The 19171-nt window shown below is 30.4% G+C and carries 20 protein-coding genes; 8 read left to right on the forward strand and 12 right to left on the reverse strand.

Going from position 1 to position 19171, the window contains the following annotated elements:
• Nucleotides 1-122 precede the first annotated feature (122 nt).
• The 6 genes from thiI to nikR are packed head-to-tail and all read right to left on the reverse strand — an operon-like array spanning nucleotide 123 to nucleotide 5269.
• The gene (gene thiI / locus OWM07_RS08875) at nucleotides 123-1292 is read right to left on the reverse strand and encodes a tRNA uracil 4-sulfurtransferase ThiI (protein ID WP_423303354.1); all 1170 of its coding nucleotides are present in this window, start codon (nucleotides 1290-1292) and stop codon (nucleotides 123-125) included.
• Complete coding sequence (locus OWM07_RS08880; protein ID WP_423303355.1) at nucleotides 1289-2395, reverse strand: cysteine desulfurase family protein; 1107 nt, start codon at nucleotides 2393-2395, stop codon at nucleotides 1289-1291. Before OWM07_RS08880 ends, thiI begins: the two co-directional genes overlap by 4 nt.
• Nucleotides 2392-2649: a hypothetical protein gene (locus OWM07_RS08885; RefSeq protein WP_423303356.1), complete on the reverse strand. Its 258-nt coding sequence runs from the start codon at nucleotides 2647-2649 to the stop codon at nucleotides 2392-2394. Before OWM07_RS08885 ends, OWM07_RS08880 begins: the two co-directional genes overlap by 4 nt.
• Nucleotides 2636-4312 (reverse strand): molybdopterin-dependent oxidoreductase, encoded by a 1677-nt coding sequence (locus OWM07_RS08890; RefSeq protein ID WP_423303357.1) that lies wholly within the window; start codon nucleotides 4310-4312, stop codon nucleotides 2636-2638. Before OWM07_RS08890 ends, OWM07_RS08885 begins: the two co-directional genes overlap by 14 nt.
• Nucleotides 4312-4809 carry a TlpA family protein disulfide reductase gene (locus OWM07_RS08895; protein WP_423303358.1) on the reverse strand — a complete coding sequence of 166 codons (498 nt, stop codon included), beginning with the start codon at nucleotides 4807-4809 and terminating at the stop codon, nucleotides 4312-4314. The genes OWM07_RS08890 and OWM07_RS08895 overlap by 1 nt, the downstream gene beginning before the upstream one ends.
• 58 nt (nucleotides 4810-4867) lie before the next feature.
• Nucleotides 4868-5269, reverse strand: coding sequence for a nickel-responsive transcriptional regulator NikR (gene nikR / locus OWM07_RS08900; protein WP_423303359.1), 402 nt, complete (start codon nucleotides 5267-5269; stop codon nucleotides 4868-4870).
• 57 nt (nucleotides 5270-5326) lie between these two features.
• On the opposite strand from nikR, the gene OWM07_RS08905 reads away from it, so the two are divergent.
• The 5 genes from OWM07_RS08905 to OWM07_RS08925 all read left to right on the forward strand — a co-directional run bounded on the left by OWM07_RS08905 (nucleotide 5327) and on the right by OWM07_RS08925 (nucleotide 10583).
• Complete coding sequence (locus OWM07_RS08905; protein ID WP_423303361.1) at nucleotides 5327-6121, forward strand: metal ABC transporter substrate-binding protein; 795 nt, start codon at nucleotides 5327-5329, stop codon at nucleotides 6119-6121.
• Entirely contained in the window at nucleotides 6114-6896 is a 783-nt protein-coding gene (locus tag OWM07_RS08910; RefSeq protein ID WP_423303362.1) for a metal ABC transporter ATP-binding protein, read from the forward strand. Before OWM07_RS08905 ends, OWM07_RS08910 begins: the two co-directional genes overlap by 8 nt.
• Entirely contained in the window at nucleotides 6889-7689 is an 801-nt protein-coding gene (locus tag OWM07_RS08915; RefSeq protein ID WP_423303363.1) for a metal ABC transporter permease, read from the forward strand. Before OWM07_RS08910 ends, OWM07_RS08915 begins: the two co-directional genes overlap by 8 nt.
• A 128-nt stretch (nucleotides 7690-7817) precedes the next feature.
• Entirely contained in the window at nucleotides 7818-9023 is a 1206-nt protein-coding gene (locus OWM07_RS08920; protein ID WP_423303364.1) for a rhodanese-like domain-containing protein, read from the forward strand.
• 75 nt (nucleotides 9024-9098) lie between these two features.
• The gene (locus tag OWM07_RS08925) at nucleotides 9099-10583 is read left to right on the forward strand and encodes a hypothetical protein (protein WP_423303365.1); all 1485 of its coding nucleotides are present in this window, start codon (nucleotides 9099-9101) and stop codon (nucleotides 10581-10583) included.
• Between the two features lie 24 nt (nucleotides 10584-10607).
• Here OWM07_RS08925 and OWM07_RS08930 read toward each other — a convergent pair whose 3' ends face one another.
• The 4 genes from OWM07_RS08930 to OWM07_RS08945 are packed head-to-tail and all read right to left on the reverse strand — an operon-like array spanning nucleotide 10608 to nucleotide 13482.
• A complete protein-coding gene (locus tag OWM07_RS08930) occupies nucleotides 10608-11246 on the reverse strand; it encodes a carbonic anhydrase (RefSeq protein ID WP_423303366.1) in 639 nt (212 codons plus the stop codon).
• Complete coding sequence (mce, locus tag OWM07_RS08935; protein ID WP_423303367.1) at nucleotides 11230-11637, reverse strand: methylmalonyl-CoA epimerase; 408 nt, start codon at nucleotides 11635-11637, stop codon at nucleotides 11230-11232. Before mce ends, OWM07_RS08930 begins: the two co-directional genes overlap by 17 nt.
• Before the next feature lie 28 nt (nucleotides 11638-11665).
• Nucleotides 11666-13102 carry an Asp-tRNA(Asn)/Glu-tRNA(Gln) amidotransferase subunit GatB gene (gene gatB, locus OWM07_RS08940; RefSeq protein ID WP_423303368.1) on the reverse strand — a complete coding sequence of 479 codons (1437 nt, stop codon included), beginning with the start codon at nucleotides 13100-13102 and terminating at the stop codon, nucleotides 11666-11668.
• Nucleotides 13099-13482 carry a gamma-glutamylcyclotransferase family protein gene (locus tag OWM07_RS08945; protein WP_423303370.1) on the reverse strand — a complete coding sequence of 128 codons (384 nt, stop codon included), beginning with the start codon at nucleotides 13480-13482 and terminating at the stop codon, nucleotides 13099-13101. Before OWM07_RS08945 ends, gatB begins: the two co-directional genes overlap by 4 nt.
• A 106-nt stretch (nucleotides 13483-13588) precedes the next feature.
• On the opposite strand from OWM07_RS08945, the gene OWM07_RS08950 reads away from it, so the two are divergent.
• On the forward strand, nucleotides 13589-14617 hold the full coding sequence (locus tag OWM07_RS08950) for a zinc-dependent alcohol dehydrogenase family protein (RefSeq protein WP_423303371.1): 1029 nt from the start codon (nucleotides 13589-13591) through the stop codon (nucleotides 14615-14617).
• 5 nt (nucleotides 14618-14622) lie between these two features.
• Here OWM07_RS08950 and OWM07_RS08955 read toward each other — a convergent pair whose 3' ends face one another.
• Nucleotides 14623-16119 (reverse strand): DUF445 family protein, encoded by a 1497-nt coding sequence (locus OWM07_RS08955; protein ID WP_423303372.1) that lies wholly within the window; start codon nucleotides 16117-16119, stop codon nucleotides 14623-14625.
• On the reverse strand, nucleotides 16100-17008 hold the full coding sequence (locus OWM07_RS08960) for a Ppx/GppA phosphatase family protein (RefSeq protein WP_423303373.1): 909 nt from the start codon (nucleotides 17006-17008) through the stop codon (nucleotides 16100-16102). The genes OWM07_RS08955 and OWM07_RS08960 overlap by 20 nt, the downstream gene beginning before the upstream one ends.
• A gap of 85 nt (nucleotides 17009-17093) precedes the next feature.
• On the opposite strand from OWM07_RS08960, the gene OWM07_RS08965 reads away from it, so the two are divergent.
• Both OWM07_RS08965 and OWM07_RS08970 read left to right on the forward strand, forming a co-directional pair.
• Nucleotides 17094-18539: a thiolase C-terminal domain-containing protein gene (locus tag OWM07_RS08965; protein ID WP_423303374.1), complete on the forward strand. Its 1446-nt coding sequence runs from the start codon at nucleotides 17094-17096 to the stop codon at nucleotides 18537-18539.
• A gap of 166 nt (nucleotides 18540-18705) precedes the next feature.
• A complete protein-coding gene (locus tag OWM07_RS08970) occupies nucleotides 18706-19143 on the forward strand; it encodes an Hsp20/alpha crystallin family protein (RefSeq protein ID WP_423303375.1) in 438 nt (145 codons plus the stop codon).
• Nucleotides 19144-19171 lie beyond the last annotated feature (28 nt).

Below are 19171 nucleotides of genomic sequence, written 5' to 3' on the forward strand. Positions count from 1 at the left end.
TTAAAAATTAAGCATAATTTAGCAGAAAATAGATTAAATATCAATATGTTATATAAATTTTACTGTGCAACACCCTTGAAAGGTGTGTCATAATATAAAAACTTACTTTTAAATTATTGTTTTTAAAAAGGGGTGAGATGTTTTGTTTCCACTTCAAAGGGGAGATCGTAATTTAGAGCTTTCAAAACTTTTTCCTCTTCCTCTTTTACCATATCAATTTTGCCCCTTGTTTCAGGATTTTTTGGTGAGAATAGATGACAACAATCTATCCCTTCTTCAATCGATATGGGGTAAGTGCCAATTTTTTTCGCAAGATTTTCTATCTCCTGCTTATCAAAACCTATCAATGGCCTAAAAACAGGTAGGTTTGAAGCTTCATTTACACAGTAAAGATTTTCTAAAGTTTGGCTTGCCACTTGGCCTAAAGCATCACCTGTGATTATACCTAAAGCATTTAAATTTGTTGCTATTTCATTTGCAATTTTAAGCATAAATCTTCGAGAAAGTATTGTAGTAAATTTATCATGGGCATATTTTTTAATGGCAATCTGTATTTGAGTAAAATTAATCATATAAAGTGTAATTCCATTTACACTATAAAGAGAGAGAGTTTTAACAAGTCTTTCAATTTTATCGGTTAATTTATTACCAGTATATGGCGGAGTATAAAAATGTAATGGTACAACTTCGCACCCTCTTTTCATCATAAGCCATGTGGCAACAGGTGAATCTATCCCTCCTGATAAAAGGGAAACTACCTTTCCAGCAGAGCCATAAGGGAGTCCACCAATACAATCAATGATTTTAGTCATGATAAAGCTAAAGTTTTTATGAATTTCTACAATTATTTCCATGTCTGGGTTATGGACATCAACTGTTAGTTCTGGATAATTATCTAAAATGTAGCCACCAAGCTCTCTATTTATTTCCATAGAGTTTATGGGAAAACTTTTATCTGCTCTTTTTGCATTGATTTTAAAAGTTTTTACCCCTTTTTTCTCTGTTGTAAGCGCTTTTGCAGCTAAACAGATTTTATCGAAATCTTTATCTGTTTTGTATCCAAGGAAAATTGATTGTATCCCGAAGATTTTTTCAAAGTATTCCAGACTTTTTTGCAGTTGAGATTCATTATATATTTCTAAATAAAAGCGACCTCTTATAAACCAGGTTTTACCAAGATTAAAATGTTTAGCTATATTGTTTATATGGTGATAAAGTTTATCTTCAAAAAATTTTCTATTCTTTTTTTTTAATGATATTTCAGAGTAGTTGAAAACTAAAATCTTTTTCATATAGCAAACCTGTCTATGCACTCTAAAAGCTTATTTTTAAAACAATCTATTTCTTCAAAAGAGGTATCAGGATGAATGGATACTCTCAAAGAAGTATTTACTATGATATCAGAAAAACCAAGATTTTTAAGCACTGAAGAGCTTTTCCCCCTATCGCAGGCTGAGCCACTAGAAATTGCAATATCATTGTCTGAAAGGTAATTAATTACGGCTTCACTTGGCAATTTCAAAGTGGAAAAGTTAAAAATATAAGGCACAGAGTACTCAGGGGAGTTTATCACAAAACCGTTTTTCTTGCAAAAATCTACTAAATCATTTCTTATTGTTTCTAATTTATCCCAGTTAGCATTAAATTTTTCATGAGTAATTTCTAAAGCTTTTGCAAACGAATATGCTCCGAGCACATTTTCAGTACCACTTCTTATATTGTTTTCCTGTCCGCCACCTTCAATCAAAGGGTGGATGATATATTTATTTTTTATGTATAAACCAGCGATCCCTCTCAATCCTCCGATTTTATGGCTGCTAAAAGTGGCAAAATCGATATTTTCAAGATTTAGCTTTATTTTACCAAAGCTCTGCACCATATCACACATAATCAAAATATTTTTATCAAAGTTTTTGATAGCTTCAGCAATCTCTTCAATTTTGTTTATGGAGCCAAGTTCATTATTTACATGCATTATACATACAATTTTAGTATTACTATCAAGGTAGGGAAGAATTGTATCTTTAGTGATAAAGGGTTTCCTATTATTTATGATGTGGATGTCTGCACCTAAATCTTTTAAAAACTTATCCTGTTTTAAAACAGATTTGTGTTCAAGAGCCCAAATTATAACTTTACTTCTATCTTTATAATTTAGACCTTTTAAAACAATATTATTTGATTCGGTAGCGGATGATGTGAAAACGATATTATCAGCAGAAATATTTAGATAATTTGCGATATATTTTCTCTGATCTTCATAAAAATTCTTTGTTTTTATTGCTTCTTTGTATCTACCAGAAGGGTTAAATGGATACTGCAGTGCAATTGAGGATAAATCGTTTGCTATTTCTTTGTAAATTGGTGTTGTTGCAGCGTAATCAAGATAGATCATGGTAGAAAGCTAAACTTTTTGATAGGTTTCAAAGCCTTTGTAATGGGGAGTTTACCTTCTAAATTTTTGTATTCTTCTTTAGTGATTATGGTTTTTTCAACAAGTTTCCCATTATTATCAAATATGTATAGCTCATATTTATCTACTGATCTGTTGTTATAACTGATAAGAAGCATCAATAATACTATTATTACAAAAGCAGTATACCAGTATTTAAGATATTCCCCGCCAAAATATTTGTTAAATTTTTTCATACGCTTTTTTTACCTCGACAAAAGTATCGTAAATTGCAACCGCATTATCACTATCAGTAGGAATGGATTTTGTCAAGAGATTAAGGGGTTGGTTGTCATAGTATCTATTTTTATACATCATAATATAACCGCTGCTAATTTTATCACTTATTTTTGCTTTAGTTTTTACTTTGCCAAGTTCGTTTTGAAGAACAATTTCATCACCATCATTGATATCCAAATTTTGAGAGTCAGAAATGCTTATATAACAAACATCTTCTTTTTGATAGTTTTCAGCAAGCTGGGAATTTAAATAAAAATAGTTTGAGCAGGTAATAAGTCTAAATTTATTGGTTTCAATATAAGGCTTTTCTAATTTTGGAGGAGAAGATTTTTTATAAACCCTCTTTAGTGATTTTTTAGTTAAAGGGATGTTTCTTATTTCTGGTATTTCAAAATTAATGTTTAAGTGCTTTGAAAGCGATTTAATTACATTGATATCGTTTTTTAATTTAGCAATCGGTTTTTCTCTAATATTGTCAAAATTGAAGAAATAACTTCCCATAGCATCAGGCTGAGCAAACATTCCACCTACTTTTATGAAAAAGTCAGCAAATCTTGATGTTTCAGTAAAATTTGTATCTATGACGATAACTTTAGAATTTTTCAAAGCTTTATACCAAAGATTTGAAGTGGGGTGAGTAACTAAAGGGTTTCCAGCTACAATGACTATAATATCAAAAAAATCTTTTTCTAAAAATTTAGAGATTTCATAAATTTTGATTTTCTTTTTAGGTAAAACTGTTGGTTTTTCAAAACTTTCTTTAGATGATCTGCCAAAGTAAAGATAGTCAAGGTTATCTGTTATTACAGCTAAATAATTTATCCAGTTAATAATATTTTTTCCATTTGAATATCTTTGAAGCCCCATACCTGTGATTATGCCAGTTTTACCTCTTTTAAAAATATCAGCTAAATAAAACAAATCTTCTGTTTTTACATTTGTTATCTTTTCAAAATCGTTATCCACTTGTTTATTTTGTAATATATTGATGATATTTGCTACAAGGATGCCGTCGGTCGCAGGGTTTATCCTTATAAATTTATCAGCCAGTTTTACGGTTTCTGATTTAATCGGATCGATATAGATTATTTTTTTCCCTTTCTTTTTTAATCCCTTTAGATATGCATAAAGATGAGGGCTTGTTACTTTGCAGTTTTTCCCAAAAAGTATAATATTGTCAACTAACTCTAAATTTTTAATGTCAGGGTTTGTTATATTTTCAAAATCTTCTATGTGAGCTGTAATACCTGTTTCATCGCAAAGACTTCCTTCAACAAAGTAGCAGTTTTCAAACTGCTGAAAAATAAGATCATAATAGCTCATATAATACCCAAGGCTACCACTTCCTCTAATATAAAGGATATTTTTATCAGCATTTTCTTTTAAAAAGTGTGCTGTGATTTTACAAGCTTCTTCAAACTCTTTTTTAACTGTTTTATTATCAATCTTTATAAAAGAGTAATCGTCAGTTAAAACTTCACGCTCATAAAATTTTTTTAGCTTTATGCATAGAAAATTTTTAAAACCATTGATTTTGTTTATATAGAAAAAATTGCCCTTTTCATCTACGGAAAAAGGGCAACAGTCAGGGCAATCTTTTGAGCAGAAAAAAGATGTCATTATTGAGCTAAAAGAGATTCAATGTATTTTTCCAAATTTTTCTCATCAATAGCACCTACATGAAGGTTATATAAATTCCCTTTTTTATCGTAGAAAATATTTGTTGGAATTGTTCTAATGTTAAAATATGACTCTAACCCTCTATCAGCATGATACACTGGGTAGGTGATACCATATTTGTTTACAAAATTTACGGCATCATCAATATTATCGTCAATTGATAAACCAATAATTACAAAACCTTTATCTTTAAGTTTGTTATATACTTTTACAAAACCTGGTGTTTCTTCATTACAAGGTGGACACCAAGAAGCAAAGAAGTTTACTAAAATAACTTTTCCTGCATGTTGATTTTTGAGTTGTTTAAATTGAACTAAATTTAATTCTTCCAAACTTGAAACAATTTTTTTATTAGATGATTGCTCAGTTTTACTACAGCTTACAATAAAAGCAAAAGCTAAAATTAATATGAAAATGCCAAGAATTTTTCTTTTCATTTCATTATGCCCCCTTTTTTTTGTGTATTAATATATTAAAATATTCTAAATTTCAATTTTATTCTACATCTGCTATTGTCAAATTTGTTTGTTTTATGTTTTTTAAGAATTTTAATTTTGAAAATAGTTCATTAATTTTTGCACCTTTACCTTTTACTATGATTACTTCAAAGCAGTTGTCGTGATCAAGATGAATATGTTGAGATGAAATTATTATATCGTGATAATCGTGTTGCAGATCAAGTAAATTGTTAACGGTAGTTTTTTCGTGGTGGTCATAAAGTATGCTTATGATACCAGCTATTTGTTCGTTTGATTCCCATTTTTTTTTGGTAATATAATTTTTGACGAGGTCGTATATGGCTTTTGACCGATTTTCATACCCATCTTTTTTTATTACATCATCAAACGATTTTGCTATTTCTTTTGGCAATGAAACACTAAATCTTACAACTGGCATAAAAACCTCTTTATAAAATATTAATTTATAATATTATATAACGCTGGTGGGTGCAATATGAAAATGAGAATATTTTTTGTTGCAATTATTATATGGTTTTTTGTTTACAATGGTTATTGCTTAAAGGTTGCTACTACGCTTTTTCCTATTGCCGATTTAATTTCTCAGATTGGTAAAGATAAGGTTGATGTGGTTTATCTTATAAAAGCAGGAGAAGATCCCCATCATTTTGAACCTTCAATTGGTGACATAAAAAGATTGCAAGGTATTTCAATTTATTTTGCTGTAGATAAAAGGTTTGATGGTTTTGCTGTCAAGTTTTTCAAGGATGTTTTATTTTTAAATGATGAGATAGAATCTAGTAATCCTCATATTTGGTTATCTTTTGATAATTTGAAGCAGATTGGGAAAATTATTAGTGAAAAATTGTGTGAACTAAATAGCAGAAATTGTAAATTTTATAAAGATAACTATAATAATTTTTTAATCAAAATTAATTCTATAAAAAATAGATATATGTTTGATAATGTTAAAGTGTTAGAGTGTCACCCTGCTTGGACAAAACTTTTATCTGAGATTGGTATTACATCTATTGGTTATATTAAAAAAGGGAAAGAGCATGAGCCAGGTATTAAGTCACTTAAAAGGGTGGTAAAACTTGCCAGAGAAAATAATGTGCATCTTATGGTTTGTGCAAATAATGATAAAAATAGGATATTTGATAAATTGTCAGATGATTTAAATTTAAAAGTGATTTATTTAGAGCCAGTGGGCGGCTATGATGGGTATAATAATATTTTTAATTTATTTGATAATAACTTAAAAGTTTTGTTGAAGGTTATCAATGAATAGTCATAACGTTTTAGAGATAAAAGATTTAAATGTAGCTTTTGGTAATAAAGTAGTTTTAGAAAATATAAATCTATTTTTACATAATAAAGAGATAATGGCAATAGTAGGGCCAAATGGTGGTGGAAAAACAACACTTTTAAAAACTATTTTAGGTATTTATAAACCTATCAAAGGTGAAATAAAGATTTTAGGTAACAAATATAAGAAACTTCCAAAGGGGTTAGTGGGTTATCTGCCTCAAAAGGATTTGATTAATTATAATTTCCCAGTTTTGGTAAAAGATGTGGTATTTATGGGCCGTAAAATTTTAAAATCGTTTCCATATATTTTGAATGATCAGGATAGGGAAATTTGTTTTGATGCTTTAAAAAGGGTTAATATGGAACATCTTATTAATACTTCATTTTCGAACCTTTCAGGTGGGCAAAAACAAAGAGTTTTGATTGCAAGGGTTTTAGCAATGCAACCAAAGATATTGATGTTTGATGAACCTGCCACTGGGCTTGATGTGGTGGGGCAGGAAGATTTTTATGAGTTGATTAACAAGTTGAGAGAAGAGGATAATATTACGATTTTGATGGTTACCCATGATATTGGAGTAATCTCAAAGTATGTTGATACAGTGGCTTGTTTAAATAAGAAAATCCATTTTCATGGTTCACCTTTAGATGGGAAGTTGTCTGAAGTTTTAGATAAAGTTTTTGGTAAGAATATGCAGTTTATTGTCCATGATAGTAAGTGTTTAACCTGCATGGGACATCATACTCATGAGTGACATTTTTGGGATTGAGATTGTAAAATATGCTTTTTTAAATGGGGTTATAATAAGCATCTTGTGTGGATTTTTATCATTTTTTGTTGTTCAAAAAAGGATGTCTTTTTTGACAGTTACAATCTCTCATTCTGCATTTGGAGCTATAGGGCTTGCGTTGTTACTAAATATAAATCAGCAGCTTGCTTTGTATGTTTTAAGTTTTTTAATAGCTGTAATTGTTTTTGAACTTAAAAAAAGGTCAAAAATTGAGTTTGAAACAATACTGGGGATATTTTTTGCTATCACCATGGCAATAGGGGTAATTTCATTAAAATTTGCAAGAAACAGCAGTTTTGATTTGAGTGGTATACTTTTTGGAAGTATTTTATCATCTAATAGATGGGATTTGTTTATTTCAATTATTATATCATTAATTGTATTTGCAATGTATTTTATTTTTTTTGATAAAATTATTTTTACGATTTTTGATGAAGAGGTTGCAGAAGTTTCTGGTGTTAAAACTAACTTGATGAATTATATAATTTTAATTTCTTTGACCCTTGTTGTAGTAATTTGTATAAAAATTACTGGGATTATTCTACTTACAGCATTTTTGACTCTACCTAGTGCAATTACACTTTTATTTACAAAAAGTTATCGGATTACAATTATATTATCTATTATTTTATCATTAATTATATTTATCTCTTCCTTTTTTGTTGCCTATTCATTTGACTTGCCACCAGGGACGGTTACAGTTTTAGTTGGTGGCATAATATACTTAATTTCTTCTTTTTTAGTTAAAAAAGCCTGAAAATCTTTTCATATTAATTCCTACAAACTTTATATGAATTTTATTATATGTAAAAAATTGCATATTATAATTTACAAAAATTTAGAAGTGTGGTAATATTATAATAGATTGATTGTAGGAGGTGTAACATGTACAAAAAAATATTTTTAACAGTTTGTTCTGTGTTTATTGCATTAATTTTGTTATCGGGATGTGCCAAGCAAGTTGAGGCTCCTAAGGCTGAAAAGCCTAAAAAGTCAGTTGAGCAGTTGGTCAAAGAGGCTGGATTTGAGATTGTTGATTTTGACTATGTAAACGGGTTGGTAGGAAATGGTTTGAGAAAATTAGACAAAGTGGTGTTTATTGATGCAAGACCAGAGAGAAAATACGATGCAGGCCATATCCCTGGTGCTATCAATATCCCTGATACTAAGTTTGATAAGTATGTTGGGCAGCTTGATCAGCTTAAAGTTTCTAAAGACACATTATTAATAACTTATTGTGGTGGTTTTAAATGTGTAAAAAGCTATCATGATGCTAAATACTTGAGAGAAAAAGGTTACACGAATATCAAAGTGTATCTTGCAGGTATGCCAGATTGGTCAAAGAAGTCTTACGCTGAAATTACCTATAAATATGCTAAAAAATTACTTGATAAAGGCGTACTTTTTGTAGATGCGAGACCAGATAGAGTTTATAAAAAAGGGACAATACCTGGGGCAATTAATATTCCTGATACTAAATTTATGAGAGATCCAAAACCTTATTTAAGTATGTTGCCAGAAGATAAGAATGCACCTATAGTTGTTTTTTGTGGTGGTTATAAATGTGTTAAATCTCATAATGTAGCAAGATTATTAAAACATAAGTTTGGATATAACAAGGTTTATGTATATGCTGGTGGTGTCCCAGAGTGGAAAGAGAAAGGTTTCCCAGTAGTTGAGCCAGGTAAAGCTGTAACAATGAAAACAACTGTAGCTAAAAAAAGAGTTTCTGCAATAAAGCCTGGAGAGGATGAAGGAACAGTTGATATCGAGTTTTTCAAAAAGATATTGAGCGATAAGCCATCTAATATTCATATAGTTGATGTTAGATCCCCTGAAGAGTTTGAAGGTGGTCATGTTAAAGGTGCAATCAATATTCCAGTAGATGATATGTATAAAAAAGGGTGTGATTATACTGTAAATCAGCTTCCAAAGGATGGTTATATAATATTTATGTGTGCAACTGGTGGTAGAGCTAGTGAAATGTATTTTGGACTAAAAGAAGACTGCAACTACAAAGAGATGGATAGGTTATACTTTTTGGATGCTCATGTAAATTGTGATGCTGGTAAGTGTGAAATAGCTAAATAATTTTTAATATTTATTTAAAAAGGTAGCTCATTTTGGGCTACCTGTTTTAGAATTGATTTTAAATTGGAAGGCTTTATGAAAAGGTTATTATTTATTTTCATTACTTTAGTAATATTAGTTGGAAATCTTTTTGCAGATGGGTATTTTGATGAAAAAAATTATTATAATAGTAATGAATATCAAAAATATAAGGAGAGAAGTGCAAGAAAAGCTAATCCTCATAAATCTCTTACAGGTTATACAGGTGCTTTTTACTGTGAAAAGTGCCATCCTGGTGCTATAAAAGAGGTTATGAATTCTGTCCATTACAAATGGTCAGGAAAGGTGCCACCTAATTATTTGAAAGATGAAAATGGTAAGTTTGTAACGGGTGGCAAAGAGGTTGGTAAGAAGTTTAAGCTGGGTAGCTGCCCTGGTGCCTATCCATTGGCAAATTATTTGGGGATGTTGCCTGATAAAAATGGTAAAAAAATAGGGCTTGGTTGTGGTAAGTGTCATATTGGAGGTGGATTTCCTCCTGTAGATTATAAAAAAGCTACAATTGAAGTTAAAAATGCTGTTGAATGTTTAATATGTCATGCTGAAGAATATGATATGTCAAAAAGAAAAGTTATAAAAGTAGGCGAAAATAATGGTAAACCAATTTTAAGGTTGACTCAGGATATGAGTGATAAAGCACTACAATCTGTTGGTAGACCAACTGTTGAGGCTTGTATGAGATGTCATTATACTGCGGGTGGAGGTCCATTTTTCAAAAGAGGTGTAGATTACGCTAGTGATACAGATGTTCACGCAGCAAAAGGTTTATTATGTGTCGATTGTCACACCCCAAGACCAAGAAAAGGGCATGGAATGCTTAGAGGCCCAGGACTTGAATTATGGAATTATGATGCTTATAGTAAAGAAGAAGGGTGTGTAAGATGTCATGTGGGTAAAATTCATAAAGATGAAAGATATGATAAAAGTTGTAATGAAAAAATTGCATGTGTTACTTGTCATATCAAAACAACTGGTGGTTTAGTGTTTAAAGATTTTAGTGAGATGCACCAGAGTAAAAAATCTGGGTTTTGGTTGTTTAAAGCAGTAGTTAAAGATGAACATAGCGTTCCTGTGGAATATATGTGGTGGGATAAAACTGCTAAAGAGCCTTTCGTTCCAGAAGGTTCACCTAAAGACAAAAATAGTAAGCTGTATGTGTTTAAAAAATATGAGCAAATTGTACCAGTTGATAAAAATGGAAATAGACTCCCTTATAAACTTGGTATAGTTACCAAGGATGGTCCAGGAGAAGATAAAAATAATAATGGTATTGGTGATAATCTGGAAAAAGCTGCTTTAGTTGGTGTTAAACTTGGCAAATTTTTAAATGGGAAACCTGAAAATCCTAATATCATGAAATCTCCACTTGCTGGATTTAAAAAGGTTACTGAATATTTTATGGTAAGTCATGGTGTATTACCAAAAGACGAAGCTCTCACCTGTAAAGATTGTCACGGGGAAAAACCCGTTATCAACTGGGAAAAATTGGGATTAAAAAATCCAAAGATAATCAATGAATAAAAAAGCCCCTTAAAGGGGCTTTTTTTATTTTATGTTTAGAGGTTCGAATTTTTGTTTTTCAAAATTGAAAGTAAAAATATCACCTGTTTGAATTATGTAGTGCCATCCAAAAATATGTAATTTTTTATCTAAAACTTTCTTTTTTATATCTGGATATGTGAGAAGATTTTTTATTTGATATACGATGTTATTTTGCTCTACATAAAGTTGAAGATAGTCTGGGTTTTTTATTTCTATTGTTTTTAATTCATCTAAAATGGGAGTTGATATTTTAAGCCACTCTTTAATATTTGGGAGATTGTCCAATTTTTCGATACCATGTAATAAAGTTTTACATCCACCACAGTTTGAGTGTCCGCAAACAATGATATTTTCTACTTCTAAAATGTTTACAGCATATTCTATTGCTGCAGTTGTTCCAGCATAATCTTTTGCAATACGGTAGGGTGGTACAATATTTGCAACATTTCTTACAACAAAAAGCTCACCTGGTAGTGTTTTTGTAATTAAATTAGGAATAACCCTCGAGTCAGAGCATCCAATAAAAAGGGTATGGGGCTTTTGTTTATCTTTTAAGTCAATATAAATATTACGAAGTTTTTCAAAATCTTTCTCTTTAAACTCAAAGACACCCTTTAGGAGCTTTTCAATGCTTTTTTGCATGCTCACAGAGCTCCATTAAAACGCCATTGGTGCTTTTTGGATGAACAAAGGCTATTAATTTTCCATGAGCTCCTGCTTTAGGCTCTTCATCTATAAGCTTAAACCCTTTTTCTTTAAGATTTTTTAAGCAAGATTTAACATCCTCCACAAGATAAGCAATATGGTGAATCCCTTCCCCTTTTTTTTCTAAAAATTTTGCTATAGGGCTATCTGGTGAGGTGGGTTCTAATAGTTCTATATTTGATTCTCCAACTTTTATAAATGCGGTTTTAACTTTTTGAGATTCCACTTCTTCAAAATGATAAGGGATTATTCCTAAAGTTTTATAAAGAGATAAAGCTTCATCAATATTTTTGACGGCAATACCTATATGATCAATCTTTTTTAACATGACATCCCCCCACAGCTTAATCTAAAATTTATGATAAGAGTTTTTGTAATAACTGGTTTACAAGTTTTGGATTTGCTTTCCCTTTTGTCTCTTTCATTACCTGGCCTACAAAGAAACCTTGAAGTTTTTTCTCCCCATTTTTATACCTTTCCACTTCTTTTGGATTTGCTTCAAGCACTTTTTTAACTATTTCTTCAATTGCTGATTCATCACTAATTTGTATTAACCCTTTCTCTTCTACGATTTTAGCCGGTGATTTCCCACTTTCTAAGACAAGCTGGTACACCTCTTTACCAATTTTACCAGAGATTTTACCTTCATCAATCAGTTTTACAATTTCTGCAATGTGTTCAGGTTTTACATTTAACTCAAATATATTACACCCTTTTTCGTTGACATCTCTTAATACTTCACTCATAATCCAGTTGCTTATTGCTTTTGGGTTGTTATGTTTATTCACAGCTTGCTCAAAGTAATCTGCATAATGTTTGTTTGATGTTAAAACTTCAGAATCATAAGAAGGAAGTCCGTAATCTTTTATAAATCTTTCTTTTTTCGCATCAGGAAGCTCTGGTAAAGTAGATTTTACTTTTTCTATCCAATCATTTTCTACTATCAATGGTACCAAATCAGGGTCAGGAAAATATCTATAATCGTGTGCCTCTTCTTTGCTTCTCATTGATACTGTAATCCCCTTGTTAGGTTCCCAGAGTCTTGTTTCCTGAATGATGGTTCCACCTTCATCTAAAATTTTGGCCTGTCTTTTTATCTCATATTCAAGAGCTCTTTGGACATTTCTAAAAGAGTTCATATTTTTAATTTCAGTTTTTGTCCCAAATTTTTTTTCACCAACAGGTCTAAGGGAAATATTTGCATCACATCTTAGGGAACCTTCTTCCATATTACAATCTGAAACTTCAATATATTCGAGTATAGTTTTTAATTTTTGTAGATAGGCTCGAGCTTCTTCTGGAGTTCTGATATCTGGCTCACTAACAATTTCTATCAAAGGGACACCTGTTCTGTTTAAATCTACATAACTGTGAGCTGGTGAACCCAGATTTTCGCCATGTATCGATTTCCCTGCATCTTCTTCCATATGGATTCTAGTGATACCTATTTTCTTTTTTACCCCATCGACTTCTATTTCGATGTATCCGTTTAAACAAATAGGTAGTTCATATTGTGATATCTGATAACCTTTTGGAAGGTCTGGATAAAAGTAGTTTTTTCTGGCAAAAACACTTTTCCTCTGAATATCACAATTAAGTGCTAATCCTGCTTTTATGGTGTATTCGACAGCCTGTTTGTTTAAAACAGGTAAAACTCCAGGCATCCCTAAACATACAGGGCAAACATTTGTATTGGGATCTGCCCCAAATTCTGTGGAGCAGGAACAGAAAATTTTACTATTCGTCGAAAGTTGAACATGTACCTCTAATCCGATTACCGCTTCGTATTTCATATATTCTCCTCGTTTAAAAATTTTTTTAGATATTTTCCATCTTGTAAAAGAGTGGCATTTTTAATACTCCCAGTATATACATAAATCCAGGCAATAACCTCATTACCATTATTATCATAAACTGTTGTAATTTCCCTTTTATACCCTTGTTCAATATAATCTAAAATTTTAAAAATAATTTTAGTATTAGCAATATAATACAAAGTCCCTTCTATTTTATAATTGCCATCTTTAATATATGCAGGGTGTTTGTTGTTAAATAAATATAGAGACCCATAGGTATAAGCTTCTGTAGCAGTGATAATATATGGTTCTAAAATAGAATAATTTGGAAACCCTTTTTTCAATAATCCATAAGCAAACAGTTTATCAATTAACATGCTGCTTTTTTATTATTATTTTTAAATTTTGTAAAGATTTGATTATATTATTTATTGAAAAAGTAATTTTGAACTTTAAAATAGACTAATGATAGTGAGGGGTAATATGAAGGCAATGGTTATAGAAAAAATATGTGATTTATCAAAAGAAGATAAACCTTTATCACTTGTAGAGTTACCAATACCGAAAATAGAAAGTAATGAGATTTTAGTGGAAGTGGCTGCATGTGGTGTTTGTCATACAGAGCTCGATGAAATAGAAGGTAGAACTGCGCCACCAAAATTACCTGTAATTCCAGGTCATCAAATTGTAGGAAGGGTTGTAGAAAAAGGGGGTGGTGTCACAAAATTTAATATTGGTGATAGAGTGGGCATAGGATGGATTTATGCAGCCTGTGGTAGTTGTGAATTTTGCAAAAATGGTTTGGAAAATCTTTGTAATGATTTTAAGGCTACAGGTCGGGATATGCACGGTGGTTATGCGGAGTATTTTAAAATAAATGAAAATTTTGCAGTGAAAATTCCAGATTTTTTCAATGACTATGAAGCTGCACCACTTTTATGTGCTGGAGCTATTGGTTATAGGTCATTAAAACTTGCAGGCATTAAAAATGGAGATAGGTTAGGCCTTACAGGCTTTGGAGCTTCTGCGCATCTTGTATTAAAATTGGTAAAATTTATTTATCCAAATTGTGATGTTTATGTATTTGCCAGGAACCCTTCTGAGCGAGAATTTGCTTTATCACTTGGTGCGGTATGGGCTGGAGATATCACAGATGTTTCACCAGAAAAACTTCATGCTATAATTGATACAACTCCAGTGTGGAAACCTATAGTAGAAGGGATGAAAAATTTGTTACCTGCAGGAAAAATGATAATAAATGCCATAAGAAAAGAAGATTTAGATAAAGGTTATTTATTAAATTTTAAATATGAAGAGCATATTTGGATGGAAAAAGTTATTAAATCTGTTGCTAATGTTACTCTTAAAGATATTGAAGAGTTTATTGAAGTTGCAGCTAAAGCTGGTATTAAACCAGAGTATCAATTATATGAATTAACAGAGGCTAATATTGCTTTGAAGGAGCTTAAAAACAAAAAGATAAGAGGCGCAAAGGTCTTAAAGATTAGATAAAGTAATTAGGCAAAAAATAAAATAACTGATTGAATAAGACCAAAAATAAAACCTAAAATAAACCCTAAAATATTTATCCATTTAAATTGGTCTTTCATAAATGAAAAAATTAGATCTTCCAATTTGTATAAGTCTAAAGAATTAATCTTGTCTTCAACCAATTTATCAATATTTAAAGATGTCACTATTTTATCTATGTTCGAACTTAAAATTTCGTTTACACCTTTTATCACGGATTTTTTGATACTAAAAAATGTTTTTTTTGGTATTTTGTTATAAATATTGCCAATTTGAAAATTATTCAAAATATCTTCAATCGATTTTATTAAAATTGGATATATGGCAACAGTTTCTTTATCCGTAATTTGTAAATTAATTTGGGATAGATCTATTCCACCCTTTTTAAGTAATTCTTCAAAAGTAATATCAGGGTTTTGTGATAGATAGTTTTTAATTTTTTCAACAATTTTATTTTTTAAACTTTCTGATAGTAAATTATTTTTTAACCAGTTGATAAATTTTACATAAAATGAATAAATATTTTCTAAACCTACTTTTTCTGCCAATTTATAAAGAGGTGTTGAGAGTAATTGATCTGTCTTGTTTTTAATAAAATCTTCTATTTTTAGTTTAGTGTTTTTATCCTCTTTTAGAGCTTGCACCAATTTTGGAAGTTCGTTATTGACTAGCTCTTTTATTGTTTCTTCATTCAGGAAAATATTTAAAACACCCAGCTTAAGTTGATCAAAAAAACCGTTACCAAAATATTGATTTTTTATCTCTATTAATTTTTTGACAATATTATCCTTTAACTTTTCATCTTGAAGCAATTTATCAAAAAAACTTAATATACTTTCAGATAAAGCGGCAGTTTTTTCAATTATTAAACTTTTTTGTTCTTCAGATAATATATCTGATAATGATTTACCAGATAGTAAAAAGTTGTTTATATATGAAATAACCTCATTTGCTAAATACTCTTTTAATTTATTGTTGCTAAAGATATTATTTGCTATATTATCTATGATTTCTTCAAAGTTATTTATACTATTAGCTTTTTTTTGTAAAATATTTGATATAAATGTCTTGCTAATATTATTAATAAGCTCTGTAAGTTGAGAGGATTTTGAGTAGAAAATTGTTTGTAATATGTCGTCTATATCTAAACCAAATAAATCTATTATATTAGCTAATGTCCCAAAATCTTTGTTTAAAAAGTTTTTTATCTCATTTTCTATAGTATGTTCTAAAACATATTGAAATTTTTCCGATTCTATGGCTTTTTTTAGCTCTGTATCTGTGATTAATTCGTTACCTACTAATTTTCCAATTTCGTTTGCAAGTTTATTTCTATTTTTTGGTATGACTCCTTGCCAACCAAAGGAATACCATTTTCTCTGATGGGGTCTAAATAACATTTTGATTGCAAGATAATTTGTGAAATATCCTACAAATCCTGTTAATAATGGTGTTGTAACTAAACTAATGACATGAGGCTGCATAGATGGCTACACCTTCCCTTACACCAAAGTCGCTAACTGTAATATTGTCAATGTTAGCTATTTGCATAATTTGTAAAATTATCAAAGTTCCAGGGATTATAAGATCTTCTCTGCCTGGTTCAAGCCCAATGATATTTTTCCGTTCTTCGGCTGTTAAGTTGGACAAAGTTTTCAAAATTTCTTCAATCTCATTTTTAGTTAATGTAATACCATGGACTTTTTTATAGTCGTAATCTTTTAATTTTAAATGTATTGCAGCTAATGTGGTAGGGGTGCCTGCTGTAGCAATAAGTTGATTAGCTTTTTGTATAAAGTCAACCTCTTTTAGCATATCAGAAATAGTTTTGTTAACATCTTCAACGAGATTTTGTGATATTTTGGAACTAAAGTTATACATATCAGCAAGCTTTACAACACCTAATTTGATGCTTTTGAAAATAAAGTTATCATTTTGTTTTAAAATAAACTCAGTAGAACCACCGCCAATATCAAAAATAAGAAAGTTTTCAGATTTTATCTCTAATCCTGAGGTAACACCTAAAAGGGTTAATTGGGCTTCTTTTTCTCCATCTATTATATCCACATTAAAGTCTATCTCATCGCATAGTTTGATAAATTCTTGGCCATTTTCAGCTTCTCTAACAGCACTTGTGGCTACTGCATAATATCTATTAATCGAAAATAGGTCTAAAATATTTTTAAATTGCTTTAATGCTAATATAGTTCTTAAAATAGCCTTTTCAGATAATCTTTTAGTTTTTATAAAATCTTCTCCAAGCCTTGTTATTTTTCTGTTTTGATAAATAATTCTATCTATTTTATTATCTTTAATATCTGCAATTAATAATCGTACTGTGTTTGTCCCTATGTCTATACCAGCTACTCTCATGGATTCCTCTAAAAAGTTTTTGTTTTTTTAGTTTTTATTTTTTCAAAATTCAAGTTAAAATAATATAAAAAGGTGGGGGAGTTAAATGGGTGTTTTTATCTACAAGGCAGGTTTATCAAAATTTGGGAAAAGGAAGTCTAATATAATTCATCTCATACAAGAAGCAGTTTTTAATATGAAAGCTGATATAAGTGATGTGGATGCTGTGTTTATTGGATTGATGAACCCTGAAGAATTCACAGGTGTGGGGAATATTGCTTCTTATGTTTTGGATAAGTTGGGGCTTTATAAAATACCTGCAGTAAGGATAGAAACTGCCTCAAGCACTGGTGCTGCAGTGTTATATTACGCTTATGCTGCAGTAAAATCAGGTATTTATAAAAATGTTTTGGTTTTAGCAGCTGAGAAAATGACAGATATGCCAACAAAAAAAGTTACAAGTATATTATCAGAAGTTATCCATCCAGCTGAAAGAAAGACTGGTGCTACCATGCCAGCTTTAGCAGCTTTGGTAACTAATAGATTTGCCTATGAAAATAAATTAAAATACGAAGAACTTAAGAGATTGCTTTTTTATGTAGCTGAGAAAAATCATTATTATGGCAAATTTAATGAATATGCTCAATTTAGAAAAGATATTGATTTTGATACTTATATGAAAAGTAAGAATGTTGCTTTCCCTTTATCCCTTTATGATTGTGCTCCCATAAGTGATGGAGCAGCAGCAGTATACTTATCATCAGAAAAAGGGGATATTTTAGTTGCTGGTATTGGGCAGGGGACAGATAAGCAAGCCTTATGTGAGAGAGCCTCAATAACATCTTTTGAATCAACAAAGGCTGCAGCGTTTCAAGCTTTGCAGATGGCTGGGTTATCACCTGATGATATAGATTTTGCTGAGATACATGATGCCTTTACCCCTTTTGAGATTACAGGATTGCTTGATTTAGGTTTAGTTAAAAAAGATGAAATTTTAGATTTTTATGAAAACAGAAAAGGGTTTAATGATGGTAGTTTACCCATTAATATTTCTGGAGGTTTAAAGGCAAGGGGGCATCCTGTAGGTGCATCAGGTTTGGCTCAAGTTGCGGAAGTTTTTAGGATAATGAGCGGTTTTTATCCTGCAGAAATAACACCAAAGAAATGTGATATAGCTTTAACTCAAAGCATAGGTGGGCTTGCCACAAATAATTTTGTAATAATTCTTAAACGGAGAGAAAAAGCTTTAAAAAATGTGCCCGTAAATACAGATATTAAAACATTAGAAAAATCTAAAAATGAAAAAGTTAATAAAGTCCCAGTAGTATACTCTTTTACAGAATTATTTATTACACCAGATGGTATAGAATCCCCATTAAACTTAGTAATTGTAAAGAGAAAAAATAAGAAGTTTTTGGCTCGTTATAAAGGGGAGTTTAAGCCTAAAATTGGTATGAAAATAAAAATTGAAAAAGATGTAAAGGGGATTTTAAACGCTTATCCAGAAAAAAGTATCATAAAAAGGTTAAAAGAGAAAATAAGTAAAAAGTAATATTCCAGATTGTTCCCTGAATATTAATCATTACAATATTAATGCTATTTTAAATGGTAATATTTTGAACTTTAAAAAATATGAGCATATCTTTATAAAAAGACTTGACATAAATTGGCTCAAATATATTTTATTAAGTGATTATAAATTTTAAAAGGAGGTTATTATGGCAATTGTTAGATGGGATCCTTTGAAAGATCTTGTTTCAATTCAGGAAAGGATAAACAGATTATTTGATGATGCACTTTCATCAAGAAAAAGTGGTGTACAATCAGACTGGATTCCACCTGTCGATGTTTTAGAGACTGAAAAAGGGGTTTTATTGATAGTAGAGGTTCCAGGATTAAAAGAGGATGATATAGATATTCAAATATCTGATAATATCTTAACGATTAAAGGTGAGAGAAAATTACCAGATGTTGAAAAGGAAAATTATTACAGGCTCGAAAGACCTTACGGTAAATTTTCAAGGAGTTTTCAATTACCAGACAATGTGGATGTAAACAAAGTTAAAGCAAGCCTTAAGGATGGGATATTAAAAATATCTTTAGAAAAAAGTGAAAAAGAAAAACCAAAAGTAATTAATGTTATTAAAGAAGACTAAACAATAAAAGAGGGGTGTTCCCCTCTTT

It is taken from the genome of Deferribacter thermophilus (assembly GCF_049472675.1).
In the GTDB taxonomy this organism is placed as follows: Bacteria; Chrysiogenota; Deferribacteres; order Deferribacterales; family Deferribacteraceae; genus Deferribacter; species Deferribacter thermophilus.

Coding starts and splice junctions, on each gene's coding strand:
- thiI (WP_423303354.1), bottom strand. CDS start 1,292: ATGAAAAAGATTTTAGTTTTCAACTACTCTGAAATATCATTAAAAAAA.
- OWM07_RS08880 (WP_423303355.1), bottom strand. CDS start 2,395: ATGATCTATCTTGATTACGCTGCAACAACACCAATTTACAAAGAAATA.
- OWM07_RS08885 (WP_423303356.1), bottom strand. CDS start 2,649: ATGAAAAAATTTAACAAATATTTTGGCGGGGAATATCTTAAATACTGG.
- OWM07_RS08890 (WP_423303357.1), bottom strand. CDS start 4,312: ATGACATCTTTTTTCTGCTCAAAAGATTGCCCTGACTGTTGCCCTTTT.
- OWM07_RS08895 (WP_423303358.1), bottom strand. CDS start 4,809: ATGAAAAGAAAAATTCTTGGCATTTTCATATTAATTTTAGCTTTTGCT.
- nikR (WP_423303359.1), bottom strand. CDS start 5,269: ATGCCAGTTGTAAGATTTAGTGTTTCATTGCCAAAAGAAATAGCAAAA.
- OWM07_RS08905 (WP_423303361.1), top strand. CDS start 5,327: ATGAAAATGAGAATATTTTTTGTTGCAATTATTATATGGTTTTTTGTT.
- OWM07_RS08910 (WP_423303362.1), top strand. CDS start 6,114: ATGAATAGTCATAACGTTTTAGAGATAAAAGATTTAAATGTAGCTTTT.
- OWM07_RS08915 (WP_423303363.1), top strand. CDS start 6,889: ATGAGTGACATTTTTGGGATTGAGATTGTAAAATATGCTTTTTTAAAT.
- OWM07_RS08920 (WP_423303364.1), top strand. CDS start 7,818: ATGTACAAAAAAATATTTTTAACAGTTTGTTCTGTGTTTATTGCATTA.
- OWM07_RS08925 (WP_423303365.1), top strand. CDS start 9,099: ATGAAAAGGTTATTATTTATTTTCATTACTTTAGTAATATTAGTTGGA.
- OWM07_RS08930 (WP_423303366.1), bottom strand. CDS start 11,246: ATGCAAAAAAGCATTGAAAAGCTCCTAAAGGGTGTCTTTGAGTTTAAA.
- mce (WP_423303367.1), bottom strand. CDS start 11,637: ATGTTAAAAAAGATTGATCATATAGGTATTGCCGTCAAAAATATTGAT.
- gatB (WP_423303368.1), bottom strand. CDS start 13,102: ATGAAATACGAAGCGGTAATCGGATTAGAGGTACATGTTCAACTTTCG.
- OWM07_RS08945 (WP_423303370.1), bottom strand. CDS start 13,482: ATGTTAATTGATAAACTGTTTGCTTATGGATTATTGAAAAAAGGGTTT.
- OWM07_RS08950 (WP_423303371.1), top strand. CDS start 13,589: ATGAAGGCAATGGTTATAGAAAAAATATGTGATTTATCAAAAGAAGAT.
- OWM07_RS08955 (WP_423303372.1), bottom strand. CDS start 16,119: ATGCAGCCTCATGTCATTAGTTTAGTTACAACACCATTATTAACAGGA.
- OWM07_RS08960 (WP_423303373.1), bottom strand. CDS start 17,008: ATGAGAGTAGCTGGTATAGACATAGGGACAAACACAGTACGATTATTA.
- OWM07_RS08965 (WP_423303374.1), top strand. CDS start 17,094: ATGGGTGTTTTTATCTACAAGGCAGGTTTATCAAAATTTGGGAAAAGG.
- OWM07_RS08970 (WP_423303375.1), top strand. CDS start 18,706: ATGGCAATTGTTAGATGGGATCCTTTGAAAGATCTTGTTTCAATTCAG.